Origin of the sequence: Promicromonospora sp. NPDC050880 (assembly GCF_044456525.1) — a bacterium.
Classification (GTDB): domain Bacteria; phylum Actinomycetota; class Actinomycetes; order Actinomycetales; family Cellulomonadaceae; genus Promicromonospora.
On sequence record NZ_JBITFV010000007.1, the window covers coordinates 54294 to 80016 of the forward strand.

A 25723-nucleotide genomic window follows, 5' to 3' on the forward strand; every position below is an offset into this window, starting at 1 on the left:
CCCGGTGTGTGGGCGGGGGGGGGGGCGGGGCCCCCCCCCCCCCCCCGGGGGGGGGGCCCCCGGGGGGGCCCCCGCCTCTCGTGCGTCCCGCGCCGGCGTGTCACCGGCCCGGCCTAGGCTGTCCGGATGGCAGACGCAGCGTTCAAGGACCTGGTCATCGACGCCACCCACGGGCCGGCGCTCGCCGCCTTCTGGTCGGCGGCGCTCGGCCTGCGAGCGGAGCCGGCGGGCGAGTCACCCACGGACCTCGTGCTGCGGGACGACGTCGCCGAGCACACCGTCTGGATCAACCAGGTGCCGGAGGCCCGCACCGTGAAACACCGGGTACACCTGGACCTGCACGCCACGGTCGAGGAGCTGACGCGGCTCGGCGCCACGGCGGCCGCGGAGTACGCGGGCAACGAAGCCGACGACTGGACCGTCCTGCGTGATCCCGAGGGCGGTGAGCTGTGCGCGTTCCCGCGGCGGGCCGCGACCGTCGGCCGGTACCGGCTCTACGCCCTGGTGGTGGACGCCGCGGACCCGGCGTCCGTGAGCGCCTGGTGGGGCGAGCGCCTCGGCCTGGAGCCCCTGCGGTACGACGATCGACCGTGGTACCGGCTGGAGCCCGGCGGCAGCCTGCCCTGGCCGATGCTCTTCATCCCGGTCCCCGAGCCCAAGACCGTCAAGAACCGCATCCACTGGGACGTCTGGGGCGAGACCGAGGCGTTCCTCGCGGCGGGGGCGACGCTGCTCACCGGCCGCGAGGACTCACCCGACCCGCACGTCTGGTGGGACGTGCTGGCCGACCCGGAGGGAAACGAGTTCTGCGTGTTCCGCCCGGACCGGCCCCTGCACGGGTGAGCTCACCACTTGTCGTGGACGTGCTCCTTGATCATCTCGTCGTAGATCTCGCGCACACCCGACATGAACAGCGGGCCCAGCGTCGCGGCGTCGCCGGCGGCCGCGTTGGCCCGGGCCTGCTCGACGTTCCGCGCACCCGGGATCACCGAGGAGACGCCCGGCCGCTGCCAGGCCCAGGCGATGGCCGCCTGCGCCGGGGTCAGCGCGTCGCCCACGCGGTCGCGCGCCAGCTCCGTGAACCGGACCGCGGCCTCCAGGCCCACCTCGTACGGCACGCCGGAGAACGTCTCGCCGACGTCGAACGCGGCGCCCTCGCGGTTGAAGGTGCGGTGGTCGTTCTCGGCGAACACCGTGTCCTTGGTGTACTTGCCGGACAGCAGCCCGGACGCGAGCGGCACGCGCGCGATGATGCCCACGCCTGCCGCGGACGCCGCGGGCAGCACCTCGTCGAGCGGCTTGAGGCGGAACGCGTTCAGGATGATCTGCACGGTGGCGACGCCCGGCCGCGCGATGGCCTCCAGGGCCTCCGAGGTCTTCTCGACGCTCATGCCGTACGCGGCGATGGCGCCCTCGGACACGAGCTGGTCGAGCGCGTCGTAGACGGCGTCCGACGAGTAGACCGAGGTGGGCGGGCAGTGCAGCTGGACCAGGTCCAGCCGCTCGACGCCGAGGTTCCGCCGCGACCGGTCGATCCACTGGCGGAAGTTGTCCAGCACGTAGTTCTCCGGCACCTGGTCCACGCGGCGCCCCATCTTCGTAGCGACCGTCAGCCCGGCGTCCGGGTGGTCCTTGAGGAAGGAACCGATCACCTGCTCGCTGCGGCCGTCCCCGTACGTGTCGGCCGTGTCGAAGAAGGTCACGCCGGCGTCCAGAGAGGCCTCCAGGACGGCGCGGGCGTCGTCCTCGCTCACCTCTCCCCAGTCGGCACCGAGCTGCCAGGTGCCCAGGCCCACAGCCGATACGAGCCGACCTGTCCGTCCGAGTACCTGCTGTTCCATCGTTCCTCCTGCTGCTGAGGCGGGCGGACTACACCCGCGCAGGCCCGTCGTCGGGCCGTCTTCGTGCGGGGTCGTGTGGACATGCCACAGACCCGACCCCATAGTCTGCTGTCTCACGCTACGTGCCGCAGGAGAAAATTGCCCTACGGTTACGGTGTGAGTGTGACGACAGAAATTCCTCCCGTCGGTGCGGCCAGGCCCCATCCTTCCGGGGACCAGTTCCGGATCGGCCACGGCGGCCACCGCGCGACGGTCACCCAGGTCGGCGCGGCGCTGAGAGAGTACTCGGTGGACGGGCGCGACGTCGTGGTCCCGTTCGGCGTCGACGAGATCAGCCCCGTGTTCAACAGCGCGGTCCTCATCCCGTGGCCCAACCGGCTGGCCGACGGCTCGTACGAGTACGGCGGCGCGACCCACCAGCTCCCGATCACCGAGCCCGCGCGCAACACCGCGCTGCACGGCCTCGCGGCGTGGGAGCGCTGGTCCGTGGTCGAGCACACCGGCTCCGCCGTGACGCTGGAGCTGGAGCTCGTCGCCCGGCCCGGGTACCCGTTCCAGCTCGTCGCGCAGATCCGCTACGCGCTGTCCGACGCGGGGCTGGAGATCACCCTCGACGTCACCAACGTGGGCGCCGACACCGCGCCCTACGGGTGCGGCTTCCACCCCTGGCTGTCGACGGGCGGCGCGGACCTCGACGAGTGCACCGTGCGCCTCGACGCCGCCACGCGCGTCACCACCGACGAGCGACTGCTCCCGACGGGCACCGAGCCGGCCGCGGGCAGCTACGACCTGCGGGAGCCGCGCACGGCGGCCGGCCTGGACCTCGACGACGCGTACGTGGACGTCGTCCGCGACGAGGACGGGCTGTCCTGGGCCCACCTGACCGGCCCGGACGGCCGGACGGCGGCGGTCTGGATGGACGGCTCGCAGGACGTGTGGCAGATCTGCACGGGCGACCACATCGAGCCGGAGCGTCGGCGCCTCGGCCTCGCCGCCGAGCCCATGACCTGCGTCGCCGACGCATTCCGCACGGGCGACCGGCTGGTGCACCTCGCACCGGGCGCGCGGCACGCGGTCCGCTGGGGCATGACGCTGCTCTGACGGACCGCCCGGTGCCGGGCGGCTGCGACGCGGGCGGGACCGGCGGGCGCGACCCGGGCAGGTGACGTCGGCGCGTTGTCACCGATCGGTCACGGGTCGTGCACCACAATGGGGAACCGGCCGTCCGCCAGGCTGCCGGGAACAGGCAAGGAGAGTCCGTTGCAGGATCGCGAGGTGCGCATCTGCGTCGTCGGTGACGAGCTGGCCACGGGTGTCGGAGACGCCCGTGCGCTCGGCTGGACCGGTCGTGTGATCGCGCGCACCCATTTCTCCCGGCCCGCCATGCTGTTCACCCTCGCCGTCCCCGGCGAGACCAGCACGCAGCTCGGTGCCCGCTGGGAGGCGGAGACCGCTGCGCGGTTCGGCCCGGACTCCGAGGTCGAGAACCGCCTGGTGGTAGCCCTGGGGCGGCACGACGTCGCCACCGGGCTCACGGTCGCGCGCTCCCGCCTGAACCTCGCCAACATCCTCGACGTCGCCGACGCGAACCGGACCGCCGCGTTCGTGGTCGGACCGCCGCCGGGGGCGCCGTCCGAGGGCGAGCGGATCGCCGAGCTGTCGGACGCGTTCGCCGACGTCGCGAGCCGCCGGCGGGTGCCGTACGTGGACACGTACACGCCGCTGGCACAGCACGAGCAGTGGCTCGCGGACATGGCCCAGGGCGGGGGCACCTACCCCGGGCAGGCCGGCTACGGCCTCATGGCGTGGCTGGTGCTGCACACGGGCTGGCACGCCTGGCTGGGCCTGCCCCAGGACGAGGTCGCGTAGGTCGCGGAACGCGTCAGGCGCTCAGGTCACCGGAGTGACCTGAGCGCCTGACGCGTTCGCGGGCCGGATCAGCCGCGCGTGACGGTGGCCGTGCCCGAGACCGTGTTGGTCGAGACGTACGCCGCCGCTCCGGGCTCCGCGTGGTCGACGACGACGGTGCGCTGGGCACTGGAGGTCGCCTGCGTACCGTCGATGACGACCTTGCCCGTGACGCTGCGCGCCCGGAGGTTCACCGGCGACCCGGCGTCCAGCCGGATCACCGCGGCGCCCGAGACGGTCTTCGCGTTGACCAGCGGCGTGGTACCCACGGCGGTGACGTCGACCGGCCCGGACACGGTCTGCGCCGATACACGGCCCAGGGCGCCCGCGAGCGACACGGCGCCCGAGACGGTGGTGGCCGACGCGTCGCCGGAGTGCTCCGCGATCGTGACGGACCCGGTGCCGGACTTGGCGGTCACCGAGCCCGACGCCCCCGTGACCGTGATGGCCCCGCCGGCGGTCTTGACGTTGACGCCGGCCTGCGCCCCGGTCACCACGACCTCGGCGCCGACGGTCGCGACGTCGACCACGGACGTGGCCGGCACGGTGATCCGCACGACGGCGCTGTCCTGGTCCTTGAGGCCGCGGAACCGGTCGACGAAGCCCTCCAGGCCCGGGAAGTCGTAGGCCACGCGGAGGTTGCCGTGCTCGGCGAGGACCTGCAGCGGCCGTGTCGAGACCTCCAGGACCTCCACGACGGCGCCGGAGGTGCGGTTCGGGTCGGCCACGACCTCGGCGCGGCCGTTGGTCAGTCGGACGGTCAGGGTCGAGGCGCCGCCGACCTCGATGGTCTGGGGGGCGGCCACGCTCCAGGACTCGGTGGTCATCACTGTGCTCCGTTCGATGGGGAGTTCGCTGGGAAGTTCGATGGGACGTCGGGTGGGGAGGTTCCGGGGCAGGTGGGCATCACAGGTCGGTCGTCCGGTCGGTGGGCGGCCGGCCGGAGGCGGTGGTGTGCGGCAGCGTCCCACGGATCGCGGTGCGCGCCGAGTCGAGCACGGTGCGCAGCGTCTCGACGGTCAGCGCCGACACCGTACCCGCGACGTCGGCCTCGCGCAGGTCCGCCAGGACGTCGTTGCGGAACCGCTGCAGCACCGCCTCGGCGTCGTGCCGCAGGGAGTTGGACCGGGTGCGCTGCGGGTCGGGCGCGGTGTCCGGTCCGGGCCGCGGACGGGAACGTGCCTCCTGGGCCGCGGCCGCGAGCTCGGCCCGCAGCCCGCGCATCGTGTCGCGGATGTCCGCCCGGACCTCGTCCGCGAGGCTGCGCACGGTCTCGGCGACGCTGCGCTCCAGGCGCCGGACGTCGTCCAGGCGGGCGTCGACCTCGGCCCGGCCGGCCGGCGTCAGCTCGTACGACGCCTTGCGGCCCGCACCGGCGGCGCCCGGGTGGTCGCCCGGTACGGTGCGGCGGACGAGTCCCTCCTCCTCCAGGCGGGCCAGGCGCGGGTAGATGGTCCCGGCGCTCGGCCGGTAGGTACCGCCGAAGCGCCGGGTGAGCTCGGTGATGAGCTCGTACCCGTGCCGCGGCCCGTCCAGGAGCAGCACCAGCAGGTACAGGCGCAGCTCACCGTGGGCGAAGACGGGCGGCACTACAGCTCCAGGGGCGCGGGTGAGGCGTCCTCGGGCGCGTCCGCCGGTGCGTCCTGCGGCCCGCCGATCACCGTGACGTCACCCGACACACCGGTCACCCGCAGCTGCATGACGCCGGGCGCGGCCGACCGGACCCCGCCGGTCACCTTGCCGCCGCCACCTCCGGTGAACTGGAGCCCGCCGAGCGTGACCCGGCCGCTGACGCTCTGCACCGAGACCTCGACGGCGCGCTCGTCCGGGACCCGCAGCAGCATGTTGCCCGAGACCGTGTTCACGCGGACCTGCCGCGGCTGGGTCACCAGGTCGAACGTCACGTCCCCGGAGACCGACGTCGAGGTGACGACGTCCGCCGAGCCGCTCACCACGACGTCGGCGGACACGGTGTTGCTCGTGACGTCGCCGACGTGGTCGCGCACCGTCACCTCGCCGGACACCGTGTTCAGCTTGAGGTCGCCGGCCGTACGGGAGACGAGCAGGGAGCCGGAGACGGTGGAGGCCGAGGCGCCCGCCGTCGTCCCGGCGAGCAGGCCCTCGCCGCGGACCGTGCCGAGCCGCACGGCGGTCGTGGCGGGGACCGCAACGTGGATGTCGGCGCGCGCCTTGCCGCCGAAGTCGACGAAACGCTTCACGAACGAGCCCCAGCCCGACAGGCCGCTCTCGTGCTCGATCACCAGGCGACCGTCGACCAGGCGTACCTCGAGGGACCGACCCTCGACCGAGTGCACCTCGATCCGGACGACTGGCTCGTCGTGGGCCACGACGTCGAGCCGTCCGTCGACGACGTGCGCGTCGACGGACGTCACGCCGTCGAGCTCGATGGTCTGCGGACCGGTGACGGTCCAGCTGTCCGCGCTCATGGCTTCCTCCGCTGCTCGGTCTCGCTCGGGGTGGTTCCGGAGGGACGCGATATATCGCGTCCGGTGCAGACACGATATATCGCGTCCTCGGACAGGGCAACCCCTTTCGGCGAGATCTCGATGCCGGACAACGCCCCGATCTGTGGGATCATGGGCACCATTCAGTCCGTCACCTGTCAGGAGACACCCATGAGCAAGCGCGGTCGCAAGCGCCGTAGCCGCAAGGGCTCGGCCGCCAACCACGGCAAGCGCCCCAACGCCTGAGCACAGCCTCAGGCCGCACGGCACACGAAAGGGCCGGCACCCCTGTCGGGGTCCCGGCCCTTCGTCATGCCCGCGCTCGACGAGCGGACGGCGCTACCGCACGACCGCCATGACGGTCAGCTGCTGGTGGATGCGCACCCGGAGCGTGTCCGGGGCGCGCTCGCTGCACGACCGCTTCACGAGCTGCTTGACCAGGTCCTCCACACTGAGCTCGGCCAGGCACGGCGAGCAGTGGGCGACGTGCGCGCGCATGCGCTGCTCGTCGTCGGGGGTCATCTCGGAGTCCAGGTACTCGTACAGGTGCGTCAGTGCATGCTCGCACTCGGACTCCCCCGCCGTGTCGTGCGGGACGGGTTCGATGTTGTTCACTGCGCACCTCCGGGCGCCTGGCTGACGAGTCCACGCTGGGCCGCGTAGTCGGCGAGGAGCTCACGCAGCTGCCGGCGTCCGCGGTGGAGACGGGACATGACCGTCCCGATCGGAGTACCCATGATCTCCGCGATCTCCTTGTAGGGGAAGCCCTCGACGTCGGCGTAGTAGACCACCATCCGACGGTCCTCCGGGAGCTCGGCGAGCGCCCGCTTCACATCGCTGTCCGGGAGCCGGTCCAGCGCCTCGGCCTCGGCCGAGCGCAGGCCGCGCGACGTGTGCGACGCCGCACGCGCGATCTGCCAGTCCTCGACGTCCTCGGTCTGGGACTGCTGCGGCTCGCGCTGCTTCTTGCGGTAGCTGTTGATGAACGTGTTCGTGAGGATGCGGTACAGCCAGGCCTTCAGGTTGGTGCCCGGCCGGTACTGGTGGAACGCCGCGAAAGCCTTGGCGAACGTCTCCTGCACCAGGTCCTCGGCGTCCGCGGGGTTGCGCGTCATGCGCAGCGCCGCGGAGTAGAGCTGGTCGAGGTACTGCAGCGCGTCGCGCTCGAAGCGCACGGCCCGTGCCGCGGCATCCTCCTCGGCCGGCGAGCGCTCGGTGCCCTCGTCCTCCGGGACCTCGCCGGGCTCCGCGGTGCTGACCTCGTTCGCGCTCGTGTCGGGACGCGCCTCGACATCGGCTCCGGCGTCGCCGGGGCCCTCGTTCTGCTCGCGGGAAGTGTCAGTCATCGCACTCGAGCCTAGCCGTGTCGGCCAGCCCGTGTTCGCCAGGACCGCGGACAGCTCGTCCGCCGGGCCCTTGGCCGTGGCCCGCAGGGGGTCCGTGCCGTCCCCGAGCAGGTGGGCAGGAACCGCACCGAACTCCAGGGGCACGTCCCGCACGCCAGCCGTTGCACCCGTCACCGTGTCGATCACCCTGTTCCTCACCGCATCCTTCTCGAGGCATCGCTCCACGAGGGTTTCAACCCCTGGCCGGCGCCGCGAATTCCCGGGCCGGACCGGGCGATCACTGCTGCGGGGGACGCCCGCATCTGCCATGGTGGGTGCATGCTGCTCCGACACATCGCGCGTCCCCTCCTGGCCTCGTCGTTCGTCTACGACGGCGTGCAGGCCGCCCGGAAGCCGAGTGAGCACGTGGCCGCGGCCAGGACGGGTTCCGCGCTGGCGACCAAGGCGCTCGGTGCCGAACCGCTCAGCGAGAAGCAGGTGGCCACGCTCGTGCGCGCCCACGGCGTCGCGACCGCCGCCGCCGGGACGCTGCTCGCGCTCGGCAAGGCGCCGCGCGCGTCCGCCGTCGCGCTGGCGCTGCTGACGCTGCCCCTCGCCGTCGTGAACCAGCCCTTCACCGCGCCCAAGGAGGAGCGCCCCGTGCGCACCGAGCGGTTCCTGCGCAACCTCGCCGCGGTGGGCGCCGCCCTCATCGCGGGCGCCGACCTGGAGGGCCGGCCGGGACTGTCCTGGCGCGTCCAGCAGGCGCGCGCCGCCCGCGCGGAGGCCAAGGCCGCCGCCGCCGGCTGACTCCGCGATAATCTCGGCACATGACGTCTTCGACCACCGCGCCCGCACCGACCTGGGAGGCGCCGCTCGCCGGCGCGCCGCTGGACGCGACGGTCGAGGTACCCGGCAGCAAGTCGCTCACCAACCGTCTGCTGGTGCTCGCCGCCCTCGCGGACGCCCCCGGCACCCTCCGCGGCGCCCTGCGCAGCCGCGACGCGGACCTCATGATCCGCGCCCTGCGCACGCTCGGCGCGGGCATCGAGGAGGGTGAGCACCCGAGCACGCTGCACGTCACGCCAGGACCGGTCACCGGCGGCACCGAGATCGACACCGGCCTGGCCGGCACCGTCATGCGCTTCCTGCCGCCCGTCGCGGCCCTGGCCGACGGCCCGGTCCGGTTCGACGGCGACCCCGAGGCCCGCGTGCGGCCGATGCTGCCGGTGCTCGCGGCACTGCGTGCGCTCGGCATCACGGTGCACGATCCGCAGGCCGCGGACCACGCTGAGCTGCCCGCCCACCTCCCGTTCACCGTGGAGGGCCGCGGACGCGTGCCGGGCGGCGCCGTCGACGTCGATGCCTCGGAGTCCTCGCAGTTCGTGTCGGGACTCCTGCTCGCCGCCGCCCGGTTCGAGCGCGGCCTGACCCTGCGGCACATCGGCGCCACCCTGCCGAGCCTGCCGCACATCGAGATGACGGTGGCCACGCTGCGCGACGTCGGGGTCGAGGTCGACGACTCGCGCGACGGCATGTGGCAGGTCTCCCCCGGCCCGATCGCGGCCCGGGACGTGCGCGTCGAGCCCGACCTGTCCAACGCGGCGCCGTTCCTCGCCTCGGCGCTCGTGGCCGGCGGCACCGTCCGCGTGCCCGGCTGGCCGACCCTGACCACCCAGCCCGGCGCCATGGTCCCCGAGCTGCTGGAGCGCATGGGCGCCTCCTCCACCCTCACCGACGGCGTGCTCGCCGTGACGGGAACCGGCGAGATCCGCGGCATCGACGTGGACCTGCACGCCGGTGGCGAGCTCGCGCCGACGTTCGCCGCGCTCGCCGCCCTGGCCGACTCCCCGTCCCGGCTGCGTGGGATCGCGCACCTGCGGGGGCACGAGACGGACCGCCTGGCGGCGCTCGCCCGGGAGATCACGCGCCTCGGCGGCCAGGCCGAGGAGACCCGCGACGGGCTCGTCATCACTCCTCGCCCCCTGCGCGGCGACGTGGTGCGCACCTACGCCGACCACCGCATGGCGACGTCCGCCGCGCTGCTCGGCCTGCGCGTCCCCGGCGTGCTGGTGGAGAACGTCGCCACCACGGCCAAGACCCTGCCGGACTTCACGGGCATGTGGCTGGGCATGCTCGGCACGGCCGCCTGACGGGCCGCCGCCGATGGAGCAGCCGTGACGAGGGCCGTCTGATGGGCCGCCGCGACGTACGGGACGAGTCGGACTTCCGGTCGCGCCCGTCCAAGCGCGGCTCACGGCCCCGGACCAAGCAGCGCCCCGAGCATTCCGACGCCGTCACCGGGCTGGTCACCGGCGTGGACCGCGGGCGGTACACGCTCCTGGTCGGCGGGGCCGCGGGCGGGACCCCGGACGGCACCGTCGTCACCGCGATGAAGGCACGGGAGCTCACCCGCACGCGCGTGGTGGTGGGCGACCGGGTCGACGTCGTGGGGGACGTCTCCGGCGAGGAAGGCTCCCTCGCCCGCATCGTGCGCATCCAGGACCGGACCTCCACGCTGCGCCGGACCGCGGACGACACCGACCCGTACGAGCGGATCGTCGTCGCGAACGCCGACCAGCTCGTGATCGTCACGGCGCTCGCGCAGCCCGAGCCGCGGACCGGCATGATCGACCGCTGCGTGGTGGCCGCGTACGACGCCGGGATGTCCGTGCTGCTCTGCCTCACGAAGGCCGACCTGGCGTCCCCCGACGCGCTGCGTGCCCTCTACGAGCCCCTCGGGGTCGAGGTGGTGGTCACCCGGCGGGCGGCGTCCCCCGACACCGACCACGTGGCCCTCGTGCCCGAGTCGGTCGAGGAGGTCCGGGACCGGCTGCGGGGCCAGGTCTCGGTGCTCGTGGGGCACTCCGGGGTGGGCAAGTCCACGCTGATCAACGCGCTGGTGCCCGCGGCCCGGCGCGCCACCGGGGTGGTGAACGACGTGACCGGCCGCGGCCGGCACACGTCCACGTCGGCGGTGGCGCTGCGGCTCCCCGTGGCGGCCGGCGGCCCGGACGACGACGGAGCCGCGGCCAGGTCGACCGCAGGGTCCTCCGCAGAATCCACCGCCGGGTCGTCAGCCGGGTTCGACGGCTGGGTGATCGACACCCCCGGCGTCCGGTCGTTCGGTCTGGCGCACGTCGAGGTCGCGCACCTGCTGCACGCGTTCGAGGATCTCGACGAGGTGGCCCGGGAGTGCCCGCGCGGGTGCACCCACCTGGCCGACGCGCCGGACTGTGCGCTCGACGACTGGATCGCGGCCTCGCCCGAGGACGAGCGCCCGGCCCGGGAGGCACGTCTCGGCTCGTTCCGCCGCCTGCTGGCGTCGCGGACGGGCTCGGACACCTGACGTGGGGCAGCGCACCGACGGCGCCACCCGCCTCGGCGCCGTCGACGTCCAGTACCTCGACGACGGCGGGGCGCGGGCGGCGCTCGTCGTCTCCGACCGGCCGGTGTTCGCCGGCCCGCTCGAGGAGCACGCGGTGCTCGTCGATCAGGTGGCGGAGTACCGGCCGGGCCGGTTCTACGAACGTGAGCTACCGGCGCTGGAGCAGGTCCTGTCGCAGGCAGCACCCCTCGACCTGCTGATCGTCGACGGCTACGTGGACCTCGACCCCGCCGGCAGCCCCGGTCTGGGTGCGCACGCCGCGGAGGCGGGGCTCGCACCGGTGGTGGTCGGTGTCGCCAAGACCCGGTTCCGGACGGCGACGCACGCCGTCGAGGTGCTGCGCGGGCAGTCCGCACGGCCGTTGTACGTCACGGCGTCGGGCATGGCGCTGGACACCGCCGCGGAGCTGGTGCGGTCGATGGCGGGTGAGGGGCGGCTGCCGGACGCTCTGCGGCACGTGGACCGGCTGGCGCGCGGGGCATCGCCGGCCTGACGCCGGCTCGTCGTCCGGCAGGTCAGGCCTGGAGGAACATCCAGCGGTGGCCCTCCACGTCCTCCGCGCGGTACAGCCTGCCGTACGGAGCGTCCTCGATGCCGGAGAGCAGCCCCGCCCCGGCGGCACGGGCGCGCTCGTAGTGGGCCTCGACGTCGGCGACGTGGACCAGCACGCCGTCGATCACCCAGGGGGTCGACAGCCAGGCGTCCGCCGCGGTGCAGTGCGCGCGGTGAGCGGTGGGCCCCTCGTACGACGCCAGCTCGGAGAGCATCACCCGCCCGCCCTCGACGTCGAGCTCACCGTGCGAGAGGTGGCCGTCGTCATCCAGCCGGCGTTCCGCCTCCCTGAAGCCGAAGGCCTCGATGAGCCAGTCCATGGCGGCGGCGCCGTCCTGGTACGACAGCATGGGGACCACTGAGGGTGCGGGCATGACAGACCTCCTCTTTCTCGAACAAATGTACGAGTCTTTCGAGGATCTGTCGAGCGCTAGCCGATCTGGAAGCCGAACAGCTCCACCGCCCAGGGGTCCAGGCGCCCGGCGGCCGGTCCGCCGTCGGCGGCCCCCTCCACCTCGAAGCCGAAGAACTCACGGACCGCCTGCTCGCCGAGCTCCAGCGGATGGAACGGGAGCGGGTAGCCGGCCACGGACGCCGGCCGCTCGCCCGCCCAGTACGGCCCCTCGAACGCGAGCCGCTCCCCGGTGTCCTCCAGGACGCCGTCGTCGGGCGACACGCTCAGCGAGCGCACCAGGACGCCGTCCCGCCACACCGCGAACGCGAACCAGTCGACCGCGTTGTGCATCGCGTGCAGGTACAGGGTGCGGCCCACGCTCGCGTCGACCAGGTGCGCGGGCAGCTGCGAGGGCCGGTCGAGCATGAGCGCCTGGTCGCACAGGACGTCCACCTCCGGCGTCGACAACGCGCACGCCCGGCCCTGGGGCGGGAACAGCGCGTCGCCGAGGTCCCACGGCTCCTCGCCGTCGGGCCGGATCCGCGCCGGCGGCCACAGCAGGCCGAGCAGCTCGGCCGCGCCGGCCTCGTCGGCGAACTCCGCGGCCCCCGACAGGCCCGCCGCCACGTCCCCGTCCGCGTACACCAGCATCGCGGTCCTGGCACCCATCGTCTCTCCCGCCCTCGACTCCTCTGCCCGTGGCGTCCGCCCCGACGCCGCACACGAGGGTACGGGTACCCGCCGACACCGCCACCGGACGAGACCGTCCGCCCGTACGTGGCGCCCACCAGCCCCGGGACACGGCAGACTGGGCACATGCGCATCTACGTGCCCGCCACGCTCGACGAGCTCGACGCCGTCACCCACACGTCCGACGCGGCCCGCTGGACGGTCGCCCCCCGCCGCGCGCACGCCGTCACGAAGGAGCTCGAGGCCGCACTGCCGGACGAGGACGCGGAGAGCCTCGAGTACGTCGCCGCGCTGAACGCCGCGGACGACTCCCTCGCCCTGATCGCCGGCCGGACCGACGCCCCGAACCTGCGCGTGATCATCACCGTGGAGGTTCCGGACTCGGTGGTCGGCCCCGCGGCGGCGGGCACCGCGGACGACGACGAGGACGACGAGCCGGTCGCCTCCGAGGTGGAGGTCACCAGCACGGTCGAGGACGTCGCCATCGTCTGCGTGCACGTCGACGAGCCCGACGCAGCCGCTGACATCGAGGCGGTTCTGGCGGCAGCCGACGAGGAGAGCGACAGCGAGGACGTCGCCGAGGTCGGCGAGGAGTCGGAGACCCTGCTCGACGAGGCGCTGCAGCGCGTCACCGACCGCGACCTGCTCTGGTACGACTGGAGCGAGATCAAGAACGTCCCGCGCGCCTGACACCACGGATGCGGCCTGACCCGGCGCCCTGGCGGCGTGCGGGTCAGGCCGGTGCGTCAGACCGGCGCGTCAGGCGAGGTAGCCGAGCGCCTCGGCGTGCAGCCTGCCGTTCGTCGCGATCGCGTTCCCACCCCAGGGCCCGGGGGCACCGTCGAGCGAGGTGAAGGTGCCGCCCGCCTCGGTGACGATCGGTACCAGGGCCGCCATGTCGTACACCTCGAGCTCGGGTTCGGCCGCGATGTCCACGGCGCCGTCGGCCACGAGCATGTAGGACCAGAAGTCGCCGTACCCCCGGGTGCGGTCGCAGGCGCGCGTCAGGTCGAGGAACCCGTCGAGCGATCCGCGCTCCTCCCAGCCGCCGATGGAGGCGTAGCTGAACGAGGCGTCGGCGATCCGGGAGACGCCCGACACGGACATCCGCGCCGCGGAGGCCAGCGACTTGCCCGTCCACGCGCCCGAACCCTTCGCGGCCCACCAGCGCCTGCCGAGCGCGGGCGCGCTGACCAGGCCGACGACGACCTCCTCGCCGTCGGCCAGGGCGATCAGGGTGGCCCACACGGGGACGCCGCGCACGAAGTTCTTGGTGCCGTCGATCGGGTCCACGATCCAGCGCCGTGCGCCGTTCCCGGCGGAGCCGTACTCCTCCCCGACGATCGCGTCGCGCGTGCGGGCGCGGGCGAGCTGGCCGCGGATGAAGTCCTCCGCGGCACGGTCGGCGTCGGACACCGGCGTCAGGTCGGGCTTGGTCTCGACCTTGAGGTCGAGCGCCCGGAACCGTGACATGGTGATGGAGTCGACCTGGTCGGCGATCACGTGCGCCAGACGGAGGTCGTCGGCGTAGTTGTCCTTCGTCATGGCGGCCACGGGCACAACCTAGCGTCGGATGGCAGGTTTCGGTCACCCAGCCGCGCCGGTCGGGCGGATTGTTACCCGGGACGGGGCGCCGACCCGGCGCCCCGCCCTCACACCAGAGCGGGCACGAGATCCCGGACCCGGTCCGCCAGCCCGAGGAAGGCGGTGCGGGCCGGCGAGGCGGGTGCGCACTCGGCGAGCACGCGGCCGGCCAGCAGCGCGGCGTCGAGCCCGCCCGGGTCGTCGGGCACCAGGTGCACGTCGTCGACGCCGGCGTACCGGGCGAGCGCGTCCCGCACCTGCGTCTCGGCGCGCCGCCCGACCGCGGCGTCCCGCACCCGGTTCACCACCACGACGCGCGCGCCCGACACCGGCACGTCGGTGTCCCGCAGGTCCTCCAGGCCCCGGACCAGGCGCTGCATCCCGACCGGGTCCGCCCCGCCGACGACCACCACGACGTCGGCGGCCTGGAGAGCGCTCAGGGTCGCACCGTTGCGCTGGGGTGCGCGCGTGTCATAGGTGATGAGCTCGTCGCTCTCCAGGACGGGGCCGCAGTCGACCACCGTCCAGGACACGAGCTCGCGGCACCGCTGGAACACCACCTCCAGCGACGCGGCGGGCAGCTCGGGCCACCGTGAGGCCCGCGTGATGCCCGTGAGCACGCGCACGCCGGGCAGCACCACCGGGCTGTGCCGCGCGAGCGTCACGACGTCGAGCGCACCCTGGCCGGCGGCGCGGGCCGCGGCCGCCAGACCGGGCGCGTCGTCGAGCAGGCCGAGCCGGGAGGTGACCGACGACGCGTAGGTGTCGGCGTCCGCCAGGAGCGCCGTGTCCGCACCCGCCGGCCGGGTGGCGGCACGTGGGCGCCGCAGCAGGCCCGACCGGCGCACCGGGGCGGCAGCGATGCCCGCGAGGGCGGCGGCGAGCTCGATGGCGGTCGTGGTCCGGCCGGGCGACCCCTGCGGACCCCAGACGGCGACGACGGCACCCCGCCGGCCCCCGAGGCCCGGCAGAGGCTCGGGCTGGGGCGGCACGACGATCTCCGGCGCCGCGCCCCGCACGGCCGCGACCAGGTTCTCCGCGTCGCCGGCCGCCACCACGACGTCGCAGCCGAGGGCGGCCAGGCGGTCGGCGGGCGTGGTCGCGTCCTCGACGGCCACGACCCGCAGGCCCGCGACGCGCAGGCGGGCGACCGCCTCACGGTCCAGCCCGGGCAGGTCCCCCGAGACGACGGCGGCCGTCCCGGCACCTGCCTCGGCGGACGCCAGGAGCTCGGGCAGCTCGGCGCACCGCCGGGCGACGACGACCCGCTGCTGCGCACCGAGCACCGTCACCACCGCGGCCTCCTCACCCGGTGCGTGCACCGCGACCAGGACCGTGACCGTCCGTTCCTCGGTCACCGGACGTCACCCGCCACGGGGACCACGGCGACGGTGCCCGTGTCCGACAACGCCGTCAGGACGGCCGGCAGCGCGTCGGCGGGCACGAGGACGTGCAGGGTGACCTGGCCCTGCACCACGATGGCCCCCTCGGCGGTCTCGACCTGCTCGACGACGACCTGCTCCGCCAGCGTCCGGGGCTCGGGCCGGTCGACCTCGCCGGCCGCGGCGGGCGGGGACGGCACGAACCACAGGTCCACCACGGCTCCGGGCCGGATCCGGTCGGAGAGCCCGGTCGCCACGGGGACGGCGACCGAGCGGACGCCGGCGTCGGCGCCGAGCGCGGTCAGCGGGACCAGCTCGCCGTCGTCCACGACGCGGAGCGCGACCAGGTCCGCGGGCAGCGCCTCGTCGGCGGGCAGGTAGCGGGCCGTCCCCGCGCCGAGCCGGACGTCGGCGACGCGCACGGAGGCGGACGTGACCGGCTCACCGGGTGTCAGCGCACCGTCGGCGACGTAGACCGGGACGGTACGGCTCGCGGCCGAGACCACCCATGAGCCGAGCGCCACCGAGAGCGCGACGACCACGACACCGGTCACCAGCCGCGGGTCACGCCAGCGGGGCCGCCGGAGCCGGGCGGCCGTCGGCTCGGGCACCCCCTGGAGGGCGGGGGCTGGTGCGGCCGGGGCATACGTCATCTCGGTCCTTCCGTGCACTTTGGTGGACTTTGGGTAGACCGTCGCGTAGAACTTCGACTGACTGTTCACGCACTGCGACGTGTCGATCCGGACAGAATGGGCGCAGCTTGGGCAGAGCGCCGGAACCATAGTGATCGAACACCGCCGATCCGGCATCAGATAAACACTTCTTGGGGATAACCCCCTCATGTCGGTGTCTCGTGCCACACTGTTCCCATGGAAAAGCGCTTTCTCTCACTGGCCGATGTGGTCGAGACCCTGAACATCTCGATGGCCCAGGGTTACGCCCTGGTTCGGACCGGCGACCTTCCTGCCATCCAGGTGGGCCCCAAGAAGGTCTGGCGCGTCGAGGCGGCAGAGCTCGAGGCGTACATCGAGCGGATGTATGCAAAGAGCCGCGAACGGCTCAAGGGCTCTGCGACCACCGATGCCTGAATTCCCGCAGCACACCGTCGGGACCGGAGCACTCCACAGGAGTGACACCGGTCCCGATCTCCGTTAACGGGCATTCCGACCGAGGTCAGGGCGCTTCGCTCACGACCAGCAGAGCCGAGAACGGAACCAGCCGCGCCCCGCGGTCATCGAGCAGGTCGACGTCCAGATGGTCGCGCCCCACGCGGGCGACACGACCGCTCACCGTGCCACCGAGCGTGCGCACCGTGACCCGCACCCGGTCGCGCTGAAGCGTACGGAGCGCAGGGCCCAGCCCGAGCGCATCGCGCCGGGACGTCGCCGACGCCGCCTGCCGCGCCAGCCCCAGCACCCCCACGACCGCGCCCAGCGGCACCAGGTGCTGCCCCGTCGGTTCGGGCCGCACCCCCTGGAGCAGAACCCACTCGTCCGCCACCTCCCGCACCACACCGCGCAGCGGGGTGCCGTCGAGCAGCTCCACCGTGACCGCGCCGCCCACCACCGCCCGGAACCGGTCCGCGACCTTCATCGTGGCGTGCTCGGCGCGGGTCAGCTCAGGAACGAGCGCATCGGCCTCGGCCGCCGACCGGGCGCGAGCCTGCGCCTCCAGGTCCCCGAACAGTGCCGCCCACCGAGCGGAACCCGCCTGGTCCAGTGACGTCATGAGGCCACCTTGCGCCATCCACAGCCATCTCGCTCTCCGGTGGACACCCCGATGCCACGGATGTTGAATATCGAGCACCGGGCATCATCAACCACCATCAAAGGCAGCTGATGACGCTCGGCCACTTCGACGACGACCATCACAGGGGGAACGATGTCGAGCAGCATCCTCAGCCAGACTCCGGCGCCACCAGGCACCGTGCGGACCCTCCGCACCGACCGCGTCCGGCGCGGAGGGGCGGCACGCGCCGCCCGGCGTGGGGCGGCCGGGCTCCTGGCCCTCGGCGTGGCGCTGGTCGTGGCCGCCGGCGTGCTGGGTGTGCGCACCTGGCACGTGGGTACCGGACTCGGTAGCGCGCTCTTCCCGGTGGAGGGCATCGTCGAGCTCGCGGCCGTCGCAGCGGGCACCGTGGCGGCAGGCTGGGCCGGCGGGCACACGCTCGTCGCACTGGCCTGGGTGGTCGCCTGCCGCCGAGGCGTGCAGTGGGCCGCCGGTGAGCGGGCGGTGGCCGAGCACGCACCGGCGGTCGTGCGCCGCCTCGCGCGGGCCGCCGTCGGGGCGGGGATCGGGCTCGCCCTCGCCGCACCGACCGCCACGGCACTGCCCGAACGGGGTGCACTCGCGTCGGCGGCGGGCGACGGCGGCCCCGCCGTCGTGCTCGATCTGGGCTGGCGGCCGACCGGTGCCACAGCCGGCGACGGGGCAGCGGCGCGATCCGGCGCGACCGAGCACCAGGAGCCCGCCCGGCGAGGTGCGACGCACGGCCGCGCGAGCGGATCACCGCACACGACGCCGCCCACGACATCCCCGCGCCCGGTGCCCGAACGCTCCTCGCTGGTCGACCGGGGCCTGGGCATCGGAGGCGAGCGGCGGCCGGTGGTCGTGGTCGAACCGGGCGACACCCTCTGGTCCATCGCGGCGGCCCGGCTCACGGACGAGGCGACGGCGACCGACCGGGACCCCGGCACCGACCCGACCGCCGGAACCACCGCCGGCGAGATCGCGGCGGCCGTCCAGCGATGGCACCTGGCCAACCGGCAGACGATCGGTGCCGACCCGGACCTGATCCGCCCCGGGACGGTCCTGCGCGTGCCATGACCGGGAGCCCTGGCTCCACCCTGCCGCCCCCGCCCCACCACGACTGCCCGCTGACCCCAGGAGCTCGCCCATGACCGCACTCGACGTACCCCAGGGCACCCCGCCGCACGTCCCGCCGGGGGCCGCGACACCGCAGGCCGCGGAGGCCCTGACGCCGGCGCCACGCGCCACCACGGCCGATGACGCGCCCCCGGCCGGCACGGGCCCTGCCGGCACGGGCCCTGCCGGTACGAGCCCAGCCAGCAGGACACCACGCAGCACGAGTCCGAACGGCACGGGCCCACGCAGCACGACCTCTCGCACCGCCACTCCGCGCACCGCCACTCCGCGCAGCGCCGCCCCACGCAGCACGGCCCTGCGCACCACCTCCGTCCCGGCCCCGCCCCGCAGGCCGGCGACACCCCGGATCGGCCCGGTCACCGGGCCGGGAATCGGCAGTCGCCTGCGGCGGATGCAGATCGGGGGCACGCCGCACCCGGAGCTGCGGGACGCGGCGGTGGCTCTGGCGGCGACCTCCGCACGCCCGGCACCGGAGCCAGAACCCGAGCTGCCCGACCCGACGGCGCAGGTGTGCCGCGTGGTGCGCGCCGCCGTCGAGGTGCTCCGGGGCGAGCGTCCGGCGGCACAGCTCGTGCGGTGGGTGACGCCGGAGGTCTACACCCAGCTCCTGGAGCGCGGGCGGCTCATGCGGGAGGCCCGCCGGCAGCGCCCGCCGCGACCCAGGGCGCACGCGGCCACCGTCCGGCGGGTGCGCATGGTGCGGCTCGGTGCCGCCTCGGCGGAGGCCACGGTGATCCTGCACGACGAGGGGCGCGTACGCGCGGCCGCCGTGCGGCTGGAGGGGCGGCGCGGGGTGTGGCGCGTGGCGGTCCTGGAGATCGGTTGAGCCCGCGGCGCGGCGTGCCCGGGGCACACCCGGCGGGGCGCACCGGCCACGCCCGGCGTCGGGTCAGACGTACCGGCTGGTCAGACCCACTCGACGACCAGGTCGGCCGCGCCCCGCGTGGTGGCGATGAGCTCCGCGTTGCGCTGGTCGGATCCGGCGGCCCAGGTCTCGGCGTCGGGCAGGGGCTTGCCGAAGGCGTGGTGCCGGGCGACGAGGCGGCGCAGCCGCTCGGCGTCGGGCAGGTCGAGGTACCAGACCTCCGCCATCCGGGAGCGCGCGGCGGGCCAGGCACCGTCCGGGACGAGCAGGTAGTTGCCCTCGGTGATCACCAGCGGCTCGGCGCCCACCACGGTGCCCGCCGCCACGGGCTCCTCGATCTCACGGCGGAACTCCGGGGCGTAGAGCGGCGGGGCGTCGAGGGCATGGTCGGCGATCCGGTCGATGAGAGCGGCGTACCCGGCGTCGTCGAACGTGTCGACGGCGCCCTTGCGGTCGCGGCTGCCGCGGGCCTCCAGGACCGCGTTGGACAGGTGGAAGCCGTCCATGCCCACCACGACGGCGGTACCCGCGCCGAGGGCCTCGGTCAGGGCGGCCGCCAGCGTGGACTTGCCCGCGCCGGGCGGGCCGGTGATCCCCAGGATGCGTGCCCGGCCGGTGCGGGAGGCCTCGGCGGCGAGCTCCGCCGCGCGGTCCGCCAGCTCGCGGGTCGTCAGCCGCACCGCAGGCTCTCCAGCCAGGTGCGCGGGCCGATGTGCTGCACGCGCACGGAGGCCACGCGCACCGCCTCCTCGACGGCCTCCTCCAGGCCGGCGCCGCGCGCGAGCGCCACGACGAGGGCGCCGTGGAACGCGTCCCCGGCGCCGAGGGTGTCCCGGACGTCGACGACGGGCACGTCGGTGGTCCCGCGGCGGCCGTCCTTGTCGCGCCACGTCACGGGGGCCGGGCCGTGCGTGGCGACGGACGCCCGGGACCGTGCGACGTCCGCGGGAGCGTGGAAGTCGGCGGAGCGCGCCGTGACGTCGGCCGCTCCGAGGAGGTCGGCGAAGACGGGCCGCCACCGGCCGGCGTCGAGCACGACGAGCGGACGGGGTTCCAGGGTCCGCGCGTAGGCGAGCACGCTGCGGGCCAGGTCGGGGTGGTGACCGTCGAGCAGCACGACGTCCGGCCGGGGCAGGGTGTCGAGCTCGTCGGGCGTGACGTCGAACCCGCCGGCGAGCGTCGCGTCGGGTGAGACGACCGACCGGTCACCGGTCTCGTCGTCGACCATGACCGCCGAGACCGCGAGCGAGATCTCGCGGCCCTCGGCGGTGTCGTGCACCTCGACGCCGTGGTGCTCGAGGTCACCGCGCGCGGCGGCACCCACCGGCCCGGAGCCCATGGCGCTGATGAGCAGCGCCCGGGCCCCGAGCGTCGCGGCGGTCACCGCCGCGTTGGCCGCCGGGCCGCCGGCGGACACGTCCTGCCGGACGGCGGTGATCTTCTGGTTGGGCCCGGGTCTGACCGTGCTCCGATGGATCACATCGAGCGTCGTCAGGCCAGCAAACCAGCAGGTCACATGCGGTTTTTGGCGGGCTGCGGCGGCTGCTTCGAGCATGTGGAGAGATTACCTGTGAAACCGAGTGTCATTGACCGGCGGTCACGAGGGTCAGCTCTCGCCGTCCGGGTAGGCGCGCTCGGCGTAGACACGGAGGGTGTCCCGCACGAACGTGGCGCCCGCGGTGCCCCCGTAGTTCGCGGCGAACCGGTCGTCCGCCACGTACATGTCACCCAGGCCCAGCAGGTAGCCCTTGTCGGGACGACCCTGCTCGTGGCCAGGGGTGCCGGGGACGGACACGAGCCAGGCGGCGTGCCGTGCGGCGAGCGCCTGCGCCTGGTCGGAGGCGGGGTCGATGCCGGCCTCGCCGGCCTCGGTCCAGGCCTGGTTCAGTGCCGCGACCCGCGCCTTGAACTCGTCCTGTCCCTCCTTGCCGAGCCCGCGCCACCACGTGTCGCCTGTCTCGTAGGCGTCGCGGCCCCAGCGCTCGGTCACCTCCTGTTCGTACCGGGTGTGGTCGAACCCGTCGAGCATGTCCTGCGCCACGATGTCCTCCTTCGCGTCGGGGTCCTGTTCCAGGGCGGCGACCGTGCGCTCGACCGACGCGATCTGCCGCGTCAGCCGGTCCTGCTCCGCGCGCAGCGAGGCGAGGTGCCGGCGCAGCGCCGACGCCTCGTCCTGTTCGCTGTCGAGCACCCCGGCGATGTCGCCGAGGCCGAGACCGAGGTCCCGGAGCAGCAGGATCCGCTGCAGCCGCACCAGGGCGGTGCGGTCGTAGCGGCGCGGGCCGTTCGCCGTCGTCCGGACGGCAGGGAGCAGCCCGACGGCGTCGTAGTGCCGCAGCGTGCGGCTCGTGATGCCGGTCAGCCGCGCTATCTCCTGGATGGACCAGTGCATGCCGTCCACGGTAGAGGTTGACGCCGCGTTAACTTCAAGCCCCTTTTCTCACACGTCCTGGAGGCGCTCCCACTCCTCGTCGGTGAACAGCCGCGACCGGATGAGGAACCGCACGCCCTCGGGTGCCTCCAGGCTGAACCCGGCACCACGACCGGGCACCACGTCGATGGTCAGATGGGTGTGCTTCCAGTACTCGAACTGGTTGCGGCTCATCCAGACCGGCACGGTGAACCCCGGACCGCCGTCGTCCGGGCCCGGCGCGATCGCGAGCTCGCCGAGGCGGACGTCGGCGTCGCCCGTGATGAAGTCGCCGTCGGGATAGCACATGGGCGACGAACCGTCGCAGCACCCGCCGGACTGGTGGAACATCAGCTCGCCGTGCCGGGTGCGCAGCCGCGCGAGCAGGGCGGCCGCCTCCTCGGTCACGCCCACCCGCGCGGGCGGCGCACCGCCGTCGACGTCACTGGACACAACAACCTCCCTCATGCGTGTCAGACGTACAGGCCGCCGGGGCGACCCGTACGTCCGACGCGTCGGGCCATGGGCTAGAAGAAGCCCAGCTTGGTCGGCGAGTAGCTGACCAGGAGGTTCTTGGTCTGCTGGTAGTGGTCGAGCATCATCTTGTGGTTCTCGCGGCCCACACCCGAGCCCTTGTAGCCGCCGAACGCCGCCGCGGCCGGGTAGGCGTGGTAGTTGTTCGTCCACACCCGGCCGGCCTCGATGGCCCGGCCGGCCCGGTAGGCGGCGGACCCCGACCGGCTCCACACGCCCGCACCCAGCCCGTACAGGGTGTCGTTGGCGATCTTGATCGCGTCGTCGAAGTCCGCGAACTCCGTCACCGCGACCACCGGGCCGAAGATCTCCTCCTGGAAGACCCGCATCTCGTTCTTGCCCTCGAAGATCGTGGGCGTCACGTAGTAGCCGCCCGCGAGGTCGCCCTCCAGCTCGGCCCGGTGCCCGCCCGTGAGCACCTTCGCGCCCTCGGCCCGGCCGATGTCGAAGTAGCTCAGGATCTTCTCGAGCTGGTCGTTGCTGGCCTGCGCGCCGATCATCGTGTCGGTGTCCAGCGGGTTGCCCTGCACGACCGCCTCGGTGCGCGCGACGGCGTCGGCGAGGAAGTCGCGGTAGATGTCGCTCTGAATGAGCGCACGCGACGGGCACGTGCACACCTCGCCCTGGTTGAGGGCGAACATCGTGAAGCCCTCCAGGGCCTTGTCGTAGAAGTCGTCCCGGGCCGCCGCGACGTCGCTGAAGAAGATGTTCGGCGACTTGCCGCCCAGCTCGAGCGTCACCGGGATGATGTTCTGCGACGCGTACTGCATGATCAGGCGGCCCGTCGTGGTCTCGCCCGTGAACGCGATCTTGCGGATCCGGGACGAGCTGGCCAGCGGCTTGCCCGCCTCCGCGCCGAACCCGTTCACCACGTTGACGACGCCCGGCGGCAGCAGGTCCGCGATGAGCTCCATGAGGTACAGGATCGACGTGGGCGTCTGCTCGGCCGGCTTGAGCACCACCGCGTTGCCCGCCGCGAGCGCCGGTGCCAGCTTCCACACGGCCATCAGGATCGGGAAGTTCCAGGGGATGATCTGCCCCACCACGCCCAGCGGCTCGTGGAAGTGGTAGGCGATCGTGTCGCCGTCGATCTCGCTGATCGACCCCTCCTGGGCCCGGATGGCGCCCGCGAAGTAGCGGAAGTGGTCGATGGCGAGCGGGATGTCGGCGGCCAGCGTCTCCCGGACGGGCTTGCCGTTCTCCCACGTCTCCGCGACGGCCAGCTCCTCCAGGTGCTCCTCCATGCGGTCGGCGATCTTGTTCAGGACGATCGCGCGCTCCGTGACCGAGGTGCGCCCCCACGCCGGTGCGGCGCCGTGCGCGGCGTCGAGGGCCCGGTCGATGTCGTCCGCGTCGCCGCGCGCCACCTCGGTGAAGACGCGCCCGTTCACAGGGCTGGGGTTCTCGAAGTACTGGCCGTTCGCCGGGGGCACGTACTCGCCGCCGATCCAGTGGTCGTACCGGGCCCGGTAGGTGGCGACGGCCCCCTCGGTCCCCGGGGCTGCGTACACGGTCATGGTCTGCCTCCTCGCAGGTTCACGTGCCTGCCGCGGTCGTCCGACGGCGAAGACACCCTCGGGCGCACCGGCGCGCCCGAGTGGGGCGACGTTAGGCAGCCGCACGTTGCAGGAGCGTTGCAACCCGACCGTGACCTCACGGCGCAAGCCCGGCGGGATCCGGCACACAGGGACCCACAGAGGGACAGATCGCCGGGCCGGCACGGTCCGCGACGACGCCAACCCGGAGAGGGACCAGATGAACCCCGCACCGCACCCCGCAGCACCGCGCCACGCCGGCGGCCCGTTCCCCGTGCACCACCGGCCGCAGCCCGCCCTTCCCCTGATCGTGCCGCTGTCCGCCGCACTGACCGTGGTCCTGGCGCTCGCCGGCTGCACCGCCCAGAACGACGAGGTGGCGACGGCGGGCGACACCACGAGCCTCACGGTCCCCGCACCCGGAACCGGCGAGGCCGCGCCCGTCGCCCCCGGCGCGGACGCGGAGCTCGTCGGGCCCGAGAGCCGGGAGGAGTACGACGACTCCCCCGAGTCACCGTTCCTGGACGTCGCCACCAGCCCCCTGTCCACGTTCTCGGCCGACGTCGACACGGCGTCGTACGCGAACCTGCGCCGCCAGGTGAACCAGGGCGTGGCACCCGAGGGCGTACGGATCGAGGAGCTGGTCAACTACTTCGACTACGACTACGCCGCCCCGGCCCCGGACGCGGAGCACCCGTTCACCGTCACCACCGAGGTCGCGGCCGCCCCGTGGAACCCCGGGCACCAGCTCGCCATGGTCGGCGTGCAGGCCACCGAGGCCGTCCCGACGTCGGAGGGCAACAACATCGTCTTCCTGCTGGACGTGTCGGGCTCGATGGACGAGCCGAACAAGCTGCCGCTGCTGGCGGAGTCCTTCGCGCTGCTGGTGGAACAGCTCGACGAGGACGACCGGGTGTCGATCGTGACGTACGCGGGCGACAACCAGGTGGTCGCCGACTCCGTGCCGGGTTCCGAGCACGGCGTGCTCGTGGACCATCTGCGCTCGCTGCGTGCGGGTGGATCCACCGGCGGTGCGGACGGGCTGGTCACGGCCTACGAGCTGGCCGAGAAGAACTTCGTCGAGGGCGGCAACAACCGGGTGGTCCTGGCCACGGACGGTGACTTCAACGTGGGCCCGTCCACACCGCAGGAGCTGACGGACCTGGTCGAGCAGGAACGCGAGTCCGGCGTGTACGTGTCCGTGCTGGGCTTCGGCATGGGCAACCTGAAGGACAGCACGATGGAGGCGATCGCCGACCACGGGAACGGCAACTACGCCTACGTCGACACCCTCGCGGAGGCACGAAAGGTGCTGGTCGACGAGTTCGACTCGACGATGTTCGTGGTGGCGCAGGACCTGAAGCTGCAGGTGGAGCTCAACCCGGCGACGGTCGGCTCGTACCGCCTGATCGGGTACGACAACCGGCGCCTGGCGGACGTGGAGTTCGACGACGACGCCAAGGACGCGGGCGACGTCGGGGCCGGGCACGCGGTGACCGCCTTCTACGAGCTGGTCCCGGCAGGCAGCGACGGCGCATCGGACGGCGACCTGAAGTACTCGGAGCGGGAGGCCGGCACCAGTGACGACTTCATGACCGTGCACGTGCGGTACAAGCAGCCCGGCGGCGGGCGGAGCACGGAGGTCGAGTTCCCCGTCGGCGCCGAGGCGTTCACGACGGCGCCGACGGCCGACTTCGTCTTCGCCTCCGCCGTGGCCGAGCTCGGCCTGATCGCCACGGAGTCGGAGTACCGGGGCGAGGCCGATCTCGACGCGGTCCGGGAGCGCGCTGCCGGAGCCCTGGGCGAGGATCCCTACGGACTGCGGGCCGAGTTCGTGAGCCTGGTCGACGCCTACCCGAGGTGACGCCGGACCCGCTCTTTCCTCGATGGGTGCAGAGACATTCCATGACCGCCAGAAAGAATGGCCGCAAGAATGTCGAGAAAGTTGTTTACCACCAGGGGTG

General features: G+C 73.5%; 31 protein-coding genes. 13 read left to right on the forward strand and 18 right to left on the reverse strand.

All coding sequences use genetic code 11. The features are described 5' to 3' along the window. The first annotated feature begins 126 nt into the window (after window positions 1-126). Complete coding sequence (locus ACIBBF_RS13780) at window positions 127-843, forward strand: VOC family protein (RefSeq protein ID WP_397414045.1); 717 nt, start codon at window positions 127-129, stop codon at window positions 841-843. 2 nt (window positions 844-845) lie between these two features. Here ACIBBF_RS13780 and ACIBBF_RS13785 read toward each other — a convergent pair whose 3' ends face one another. Beyond that, on the reverse strand, window positions 846-1841 hold the full coding sequence (locus ACIBBF_RS13785) for an aldo/keto reductase (protein WP_397414048.1): 996 nt from the start codon (window positions 1839-1841) through the stop codon (window positions 846-848). Between the two features lie 156 nt (window positions 1842-1997). On the opposite strand from ACIBBF_RS13785, the gene ACIBBF_RS13790 reads away from it, so the two are divergent. Together ACIBBF_RS13790 and ACIBBF_RS13795 are read left to right on the forward strand one after the other, a co-directional pair. After that, window positions 1998-2942, forward strand: coding sequence for an aldose 1-epimerase family protein (locus ACIBBF_RS13790; protein ID WP_397414050.1), 945 nt, complete (start codon window positions 1998-2000; stop codon window positions 2940-2942). Between the two features lie 174 nt (window positions 2943-3116). Further along, window positions 3117-3710: a GDSL-type esterase/lipase family protein gene (locus ACIBBF_RS13795; protein WP_397414403.1), complete on the forward strand. Its 594-nt coding sequence runs from the start codon at window positions 3117-3119 to the stop codon at window positions 3708-3710. A gap of 68 nt (window positions 3711-3778) precedes the next feature. Here the strand turns inward: ACIBBF_RS13795 and ACIBBF_RS13800 are convergent, their stop codons facing one another. From ACIBBF_RS13800 to ACIBBF_RS13810, 3 genes are all read right to left on the reverse strand, one after another. Next, complete coding sequence (locus ACIBBF_RS13800; RefSeq protein WP_397414052.1) at window positions 3779-4576, reverse strand: hypothetical protein; 798 nt, start codon at window positions 4574-4576, stop codon at window positions 3779-3781. 79 nt (window positions 4577-4655) lie between these two features. Then, window positions 4656-5339, reverse strand: coding sequence for a PadR family transcriptional regulator (locus ACIBBF_RS13805; RefSeq protein ID WP_397414055.1), 684 nt, complete (start codon window positions 5337-5339; stop codon window positions 4656-4658). Beyond that, the gene (locus ACIBBF_RS13810) at window positions 5339-6196 is read right to left on the reverse strand and encodes a DUF4097 family beta strand repeat-containing protein (RefSeq protein ID WP_397414057.1); all 858 of its coding nucleotides are present in this window, start codon (window positions 6194-6196) and stop codon (window positions 5339-5341) included. Before ACIBBF_RS13810 ends, ACIBBF_RS13805 begins: the two co-directional genes overlap by 1 nt. Window positions 6197-6385: 189 nt before the next feature. Between ACIBBF_RS13810 and ACIBBF_RS13815 the strand changes: the two genes are divergently transcribed. After that, window positions 6386-6460: a 50S ribosomal protein bL37 gene (locus ACIBBF_RS13815; protein WP_156968370.1), complete on the forward strand. Its 75-nt coding sequence runs from the start codon at window positions 6386-6388 to the stop codon at window positions 6458-6460. 93 nt (window positions 6461-6553) lie between these two features. Here the strand turns inward: ACIBBF_RS13815 and rsrA are convergent, their stop codons facing one another. Continuing rightward, on the reverse strand, window positions 6554-6829 hold the full coding sequence (gene rsrA / locus ACIBBF_RS13820; RefSeq protein WP_397414059.1) for a mycothiol system anti-sigma-R factor: 276 nt from the start codon (window positions 6827-6829) through the stop codon (window positions 6554-6556). Continuing rightward, window positions 6826-7560, reverse strand: coding sequence for a sigma-70 family RNA polymerase sigma factor (locus tag ACIBBF_RS13825; RefSeq protein WP_397414062.1), 735 nt, complete (start codon window positions 7558-7560; stop codon window positions 6826-6828). Before ACIBBF_RS13825 ends, rsrA begins: the two co-directional genes overlap by 4 nt. A gap of 318 nt (window positions 7561-7878) precedes the next feature. Here ACIBBF_RS13825 and ACIBBF_RS13830 point away from each other — a divergent pair, with 318 nt between their 5' ends. From ACIBBF_RS13830 to ACIBBF_RS13845, 4 genes are read left to right on the forward strand one after another with little or no spacing between them, the layout of a single operon-like run. Continuing rightward, entirely contained in the window at window positions 7879-8349 is a 471-nt protein-coding gene (locus tag ACIBBF_RS13830) for a DoxX family membrane protein (protein ID WP_397414064.1), read from the forward strand. 20 nt (window positions 8350-8369) lie between these two features. Continuing rightward, on the forward strand, window positions 8370-9692 hold the full coding sequence (gene aroA / locus ACIBBF_RS13835) for a 3-phosphoshikimate 1-carboxyvinyltransferase (protein ID WP_397414066.1): 1323 nt from the start codon (window positions 8370-8372) through the stop codon (window positions 9690-9692). A 41-nt stretch (window positions 9693-9733) separates the two neighbouring features. Beyond that, the gene (locus tag ACIBBF_RS13840) at window positions 9734-10888 is read left to right on the forward strand and encodes a ribosome small subunit-dependent GTPase A (protein ID WP_397414068.1); all 1155 of its coding nucleotides are present in this window, start codon (window positions 9734-9736) and stop codon (window positions 10886-10888) included. Window position 10889: 1 nt separating this feature from the next. Then, a complete protein-coding gene (locus tag ACIBBF_RS13845) occupies window positions 10890-11420 on the forward strand; it encodes an endonuclease V (RefSeq protein ID WP_397414070.1) in 531 nt (176 codons plus the stop codon). Between the two features lie 22 nt (window positions 11421-11442). On the opposite strand, the gene ACIBBF_RS13850 is transcribed toward ACIBBF_RS13845, so the two are convergent. Both ACIBBF_RS13850 and ACIBBF_RS13855 read right to left on the reverse strand, forming a co-directional pair. Next, window positions 11443-11853 carry a VOC family protein gene (locus ACIBBF_RS13850; RefSeq protein WP_397414072.1) on the reverse strand — a complete coding sequence of 137 codons (411 nt, stop codon included), beginning with the start codon at window positions 11851-11853 and terminating at the stop codon, window positions 11443-11445. Between the two features lie 56 nt (window positions 11854-11909). After that, complete coding sequence (locus ACIBBF_RS13855) at window positions 11910-12542, reverse strand: DUF6928 family protein (RefSeq protein WP_397414075.1); 633 nt, start codon at window positions 12540-12542, stop codon at window positions 11910-11912. A 147-nt stretch (window positions 12543-12689) separates the two neighbouring features. On the opposite strand from ACIBBF_RS13855, the gene ACIBBF_RS13860 reads away from it, so the two are divergent. Then, window positions 12690-13253, forward strand: a complete 564-nt coding sequence (locus tag ACIBBF_RS13860) for a DUF6912 family protein (RefSeq protein WP_397414077.1) — start codon at window positions 12690-12692, stop codon at window positions 13251-13253. A gap of 69 nt (window positions 13254-13322) precedes the next feature. On the opposite strand, the gene hisN is transcribed toward ACIBBF_RS13860, so the two are convergent. The 3 genes from hisN to ACIBBF_RS13875 all read right to left on the reverse strand — a co-directional run bounded on the left by hisN (window position 13323) and on the right by ACIBBF_RS13875 (window position 16182). Further along, window positions 13323-14108 carry a histidinol-phosphatase gene (hisN, locus tag ACIBBF_RS13865; RefSeq protein WP_397414405.1) on the reverse strand — a complete coding sequence of 262 codons (786 nt, stop codon included), beginning with the start codon at window positions 14106-14108 and terminating at the stop codon, window positions 13323-13325. Between the two features lie 107 nt (window positions 14109-14215). After that, window positions 14216-15505, reverse strand: a complete 1290-nt coding sequence (locus ACIBBF_RS13870) for a hypothetical protein (protein WP_397414080.1) — start codon at window positions 15503-15505, stop codon at window positions 14216-14218. Continuing rightward, entirely contained in the window at window positions 15502-16182 is a 681-nt protein-coding gene (locus ACIBBF_RS13875) for a hypothetical protein (protein WP_397414082.1), read from the reverse strand. The genes ACIBBF_RS13870 and ACIBBF_RS13875 overlap by 4 nt, the downstream gene beginning before the upstream one ends. A 216-nt stretch (window positions 16183-16398) precedes the next feature. Here ACIBBF_RS13875 and ACIBBF_RS13880 point away from each other — a divergent pair, with 216 nt between their 5' ends. Then, complete coding sequence (locus tag ACIBBF_RS13880) at window positions 16399-16617, forward strand: AlpA family transcriptional regulator (RefSeq protein ID WP_116673897.1); 219 nt, start codon at window positions 16399-16401, stop codon at window positions 16615-16617. A gap of 85 nt (window positions 16618-16702) precedes the next feature. On the opposite strand, the gene ACIBBF_RS13885 is transcribed toward ACIBBF_RS13880, so the two are convergent. Together ACIBBF_RS13885 and ACIBBF_RS13890 are read right to left on the reverse strand one after the other, a co-directional pair. Further along, entirely contained in the window at window positions 16703-17257 is a 555-nt protein-coding gene (locus ACIBBF_RS13885; RefSeq protein WP_397414084.1) for a hypothetical protein, read from the reverse strand. Continuing rightward, the gene (locus ACIBBF_RS13890) at window positions 17254-17424 is read right to left on the reverse strand and encodes a hypothetical protein (RefSeq protein ID WP_397414086.1); all 171 of its coding nucleotides are present in this window, start codon (window positions 17422-17424) and stop codon (window positions 17254-17256) included. Before ACIBBF_RS13890 ends, ACIBBF_RS13885 begins: the two co-directional genes overlap by 4 nt. On the opposite strand from ACIBBF_RS13890, the gene ACIBBF_RS13895 reads away from it, so the two are divergent. Together ACIBBF_RS13895 and ACIBBF_RS13900 are read left to right on the forward strand one after the other, a co-directional pair. Beyond that, window positions 17411-18355 carry a LysM peptidoglycan-binding domain-containing protein gene (locus ACIBBF_RS13895; RefSeq protein WP_397414088.1) on the forward strand — a complete coding sequence of 315 codons (945 nt, stop codon included), beginning with the start codon at window positions 17411-17413 and terminating at the stop codon, window positions 18353-18355. The two genes, ACIBBF_RS13890 and ACIBBF_RS13895, sit on opposite strands and share 14 nt — an antisense overlap. 451 nt (window positions 18356-18806) lie before the next feature. Then, the gene (locus ACIBBF_RS13900; protein ID WP_397414090.1) at window positions 18807-19241 is read left to right on the forward strand and encodes an Rv3235 family protein; all 435 of its coding nucleotides are present in this window, start codon (window positions 18807-18809) and stop codon (window positions 19239-19241) included. Window positions 19242-19321: 80 nt separating this feature from the next. Here the strand turns inward: ACIBBF_RS13900 and ACIBBF_RS13905 are convergent, their stop codons facing one another. The 5 genes from ACIBBF_RS13905 to ACIBBF_RS13925 form a co-directional block, all read right to left on the reverse strand. Then, the gene (locus tag ACIBBF_RS13905) at window positions 19322-19960 is read right to left on the reverse strand and encodes a nucleoside/nucleotide kinase family protein (protein WP_397414092.1); all 639 of its coding nucleotides are present in this window, start codon (window positions 19958-19960) and stop codon (window positions 19322-19324) included. Beyond that, window positions 19951-20835: a PfkB family carbohydrate kinase gene (locus ACIBBF_RS13910; RefSeq protein ID WP_397414094.1), complete on the reverse strand. Its 885-nt coding sequence runs from the start codon at window positions 20833-20835 to the stop codon at window positions 19951-19953. Before ACIBBF_RS13910 ends, ACIBBF_RS13905 begins: the two co-directional genes overlap by 10 nt. Before the next feature lie 51 nt (window positions 20836-20886). Then, complete coding sequence (locus ACIBBF_RS13915) at window positions 20887-21672, reverse strand: MerR family transcriptional regulator (RefSeq protein WP_397414096.1); 786 nt, start codon at window positions 21670-21672, stop codon at window positions 20887-20889. 48 nt (window positions 21673-21720) lie between these two features. Next, a complete protein-coding gene (locus ACIBBF_RS13920) occupies window positions 21721-22143 on the reverse strand; it encodes a DUF779 domain-containing protein (RefSeq protein WP_397414099.1) in 423 nt (140 codons plus the stop codon). A gap of 74 nt (window positions 22144-22217) precedes the next feature. Then, a complete protein-coding gene (locus tag ACIBBF_RS13925; RefSeq protein WP_397414101.1) occupies window positions 22218-23741 on the reverse strand; it encodes an aldehyde dehydrogenase family protein in 1524 nt (507 codons plus the stop codon). 238 nt (window positions 23742-23979) lie between these two features. Here ACIBBF_RS13925 and ACIBBF_RS13930 point away from each other — a divergent pair, with 238 nt between their 5' ends. Beyond that, window positions 23980-25623: a von Willebrand factor type A domain-containing protein gene (locus ACIBBF_RS13930; protein WP_397414104.1), complete on the forward strand. Its 1644-nt coding sequence runs from the start codon at window positions 23980-23982 to the stop codon at window positions 25621-25623. The last annotated feature ends 100 nt before the right edge of the window (window positions 25624-25723 follow it).

Bases quoted from the DNA above. Each gene is read 5' to 3' on its own strand.
- ACIBBF_RS13780 (WP_397414045.1), top strand. From the start codon at position 127: ATGGCAGACGCAGCGTTCAAGGACCTGGTCATCGACGCCACCCACGGG.
- ACIBBF_RS13785 (WP_397414048.1), bottom strand. From the start codon at position 1,841: ATGGAACAGCAGGTACTCGGACGGACAGGTCGGCTCGTATCGGCTGTG.
- ACIBBF_RS13800 (WP_397414052.1), bottom strand. From the start codon at position 4,576: ATGACCACCGAGTCCTGGAGCGTGGCCGCCCCCCAGACCATCGAGGTC.
- ACIBBF_RS13810 (WP_397414057.1), bottom strand. From the start codon at position 6,196: ATGAGCGCGGACAGCTGGACCGTCACCGGTCCGCAGACCATCGAGCTC.
- ACIBBF_RS13825 (WP_397414062.1), bottom strand. From the start codon at position 7,560: ATGACTGACACTTCCCGCGAGCAGAACGAGGGCCCCGGCGACGCCGGA.
- ACIBBF_RS13830 (WP_397414064.1), top strand. From the start codon at position 7,879: ATGCTGCTCCGACACATCGCGCGTCCCCTCCTGGCCTCGTCGTTCGTC.
- aroA (WP_397414066.1), top strand. From the start codon at position 8,370: ATGACGTCTTCGACCACCGCGCCCGCACCGACCTGGGAGGCGCCGCTC.
- ACIBBF_RS13840 (WP_397414068.1), top strand. From the start codon at position 9,734: ATGGGCCGCCGCGACGTACGGGACGAGTCGGACTTCCGGTCGCGCCCG.
- ACIBBF_RS13850 (WP_397414072.1), bottom strand. From the start codon at position 11,853: ATGCCCGCACCCTCAGTGGTCCCCATGCTGTCGTACCAGGACGGCGCC.
- ACIBBF_RS13855 (WP_397414075.1), bottom strand. From the start codon at position 12,542: ATGGGTGCCAGGACCGCGATGCTGGTGTACGCGGACGGGGACGTGGCG.
- ACIBBF_RS13860 (WP_397414077.1), top strand. From the start codon at position 12,690: ATGCGCATCTACGTGCCCGCCACGCTCGACGAGCTCGACGCCGTCACC.
- hisN (WP_397414405.1), bottom strand. From the start codon at position 14,108: ATGACGAAGGACAACTACGCCGACGACCTCCGTCTGGCGCACGTGATC.
- ACIBBF_RS13875 (WP_397414082.1), bottom strand. From the start codon at position 16,182: ATGACGTATGCCCCGGCCGCACCAGCCCCCGCCCTCCAGGGGGTGCCC.
- ACIBBF_RS13880 (WP_116673897.1), top strand. From the start codon at position 16,399: ATGGAAAAGCGCTTTCTCTCACTGGCCGATGTGGTCGAGACCCTGAAC.
- ACIBBF_RS13885 (WP_397414084.1), bottom strand. From the start codon at position 17,257: ATGACGTCACTGGACCAGGCGGGTTCCGCTCGGTGGGCGGCACTGTTC.
- ACIBBF_RS13895 (WP_397414088.1), top strand. From the start codon at position 17,411: ATGTCGAGCAGCATCCTCAGCCAGACTCCGGCGCCACCAGGCACCGTG.
- ACIBBF_RS13890 (WP_397414086.1), bottom strand. From the start codon at position 17,424: ATGCTGCTCGACATCGTTCCCCCTGTGATGGTCGTCGTCGAAGTGGCC.
- ACIBBF_RS13900 (WP_397414090.1), top strand. From the start codon at position 18,807: ATGCAGATCGGGGGCACGCCGCACCCGGAGCTGCGGGACGCGGCGGTG.
- ACIBBF_RS13910 (WP_397414094.1), bottom strand. From the start codon at position 20,835: ATGCTCGAAGCAGCCGCCGCAGCCCGCCAAAAACCGCATGTGACCTGC.
- ACIBBF_RS13915 (WP_397414096.1), bottom strand. From the start codon at position 21,672: ATGCACTGGTCCATCCAGGAGATAGCGCGGCTGACCGGCATCACGAGC.
- ACIBBF_RS13925 (WP_397414101.1), bottom strand. From the start codon at position 23,741: ATGACCGTGTACGCAGCCCCGGGGACCGAGGGGGCCGTCGCCACCTAC.
- ACIBBF_RS13930 (WP_397414104.1), top strand. From the start codon at position 23,980: ATGAACCCCGCACCGCACCCCGCAGCACCGCGCCACGCCGGCGGCCCG.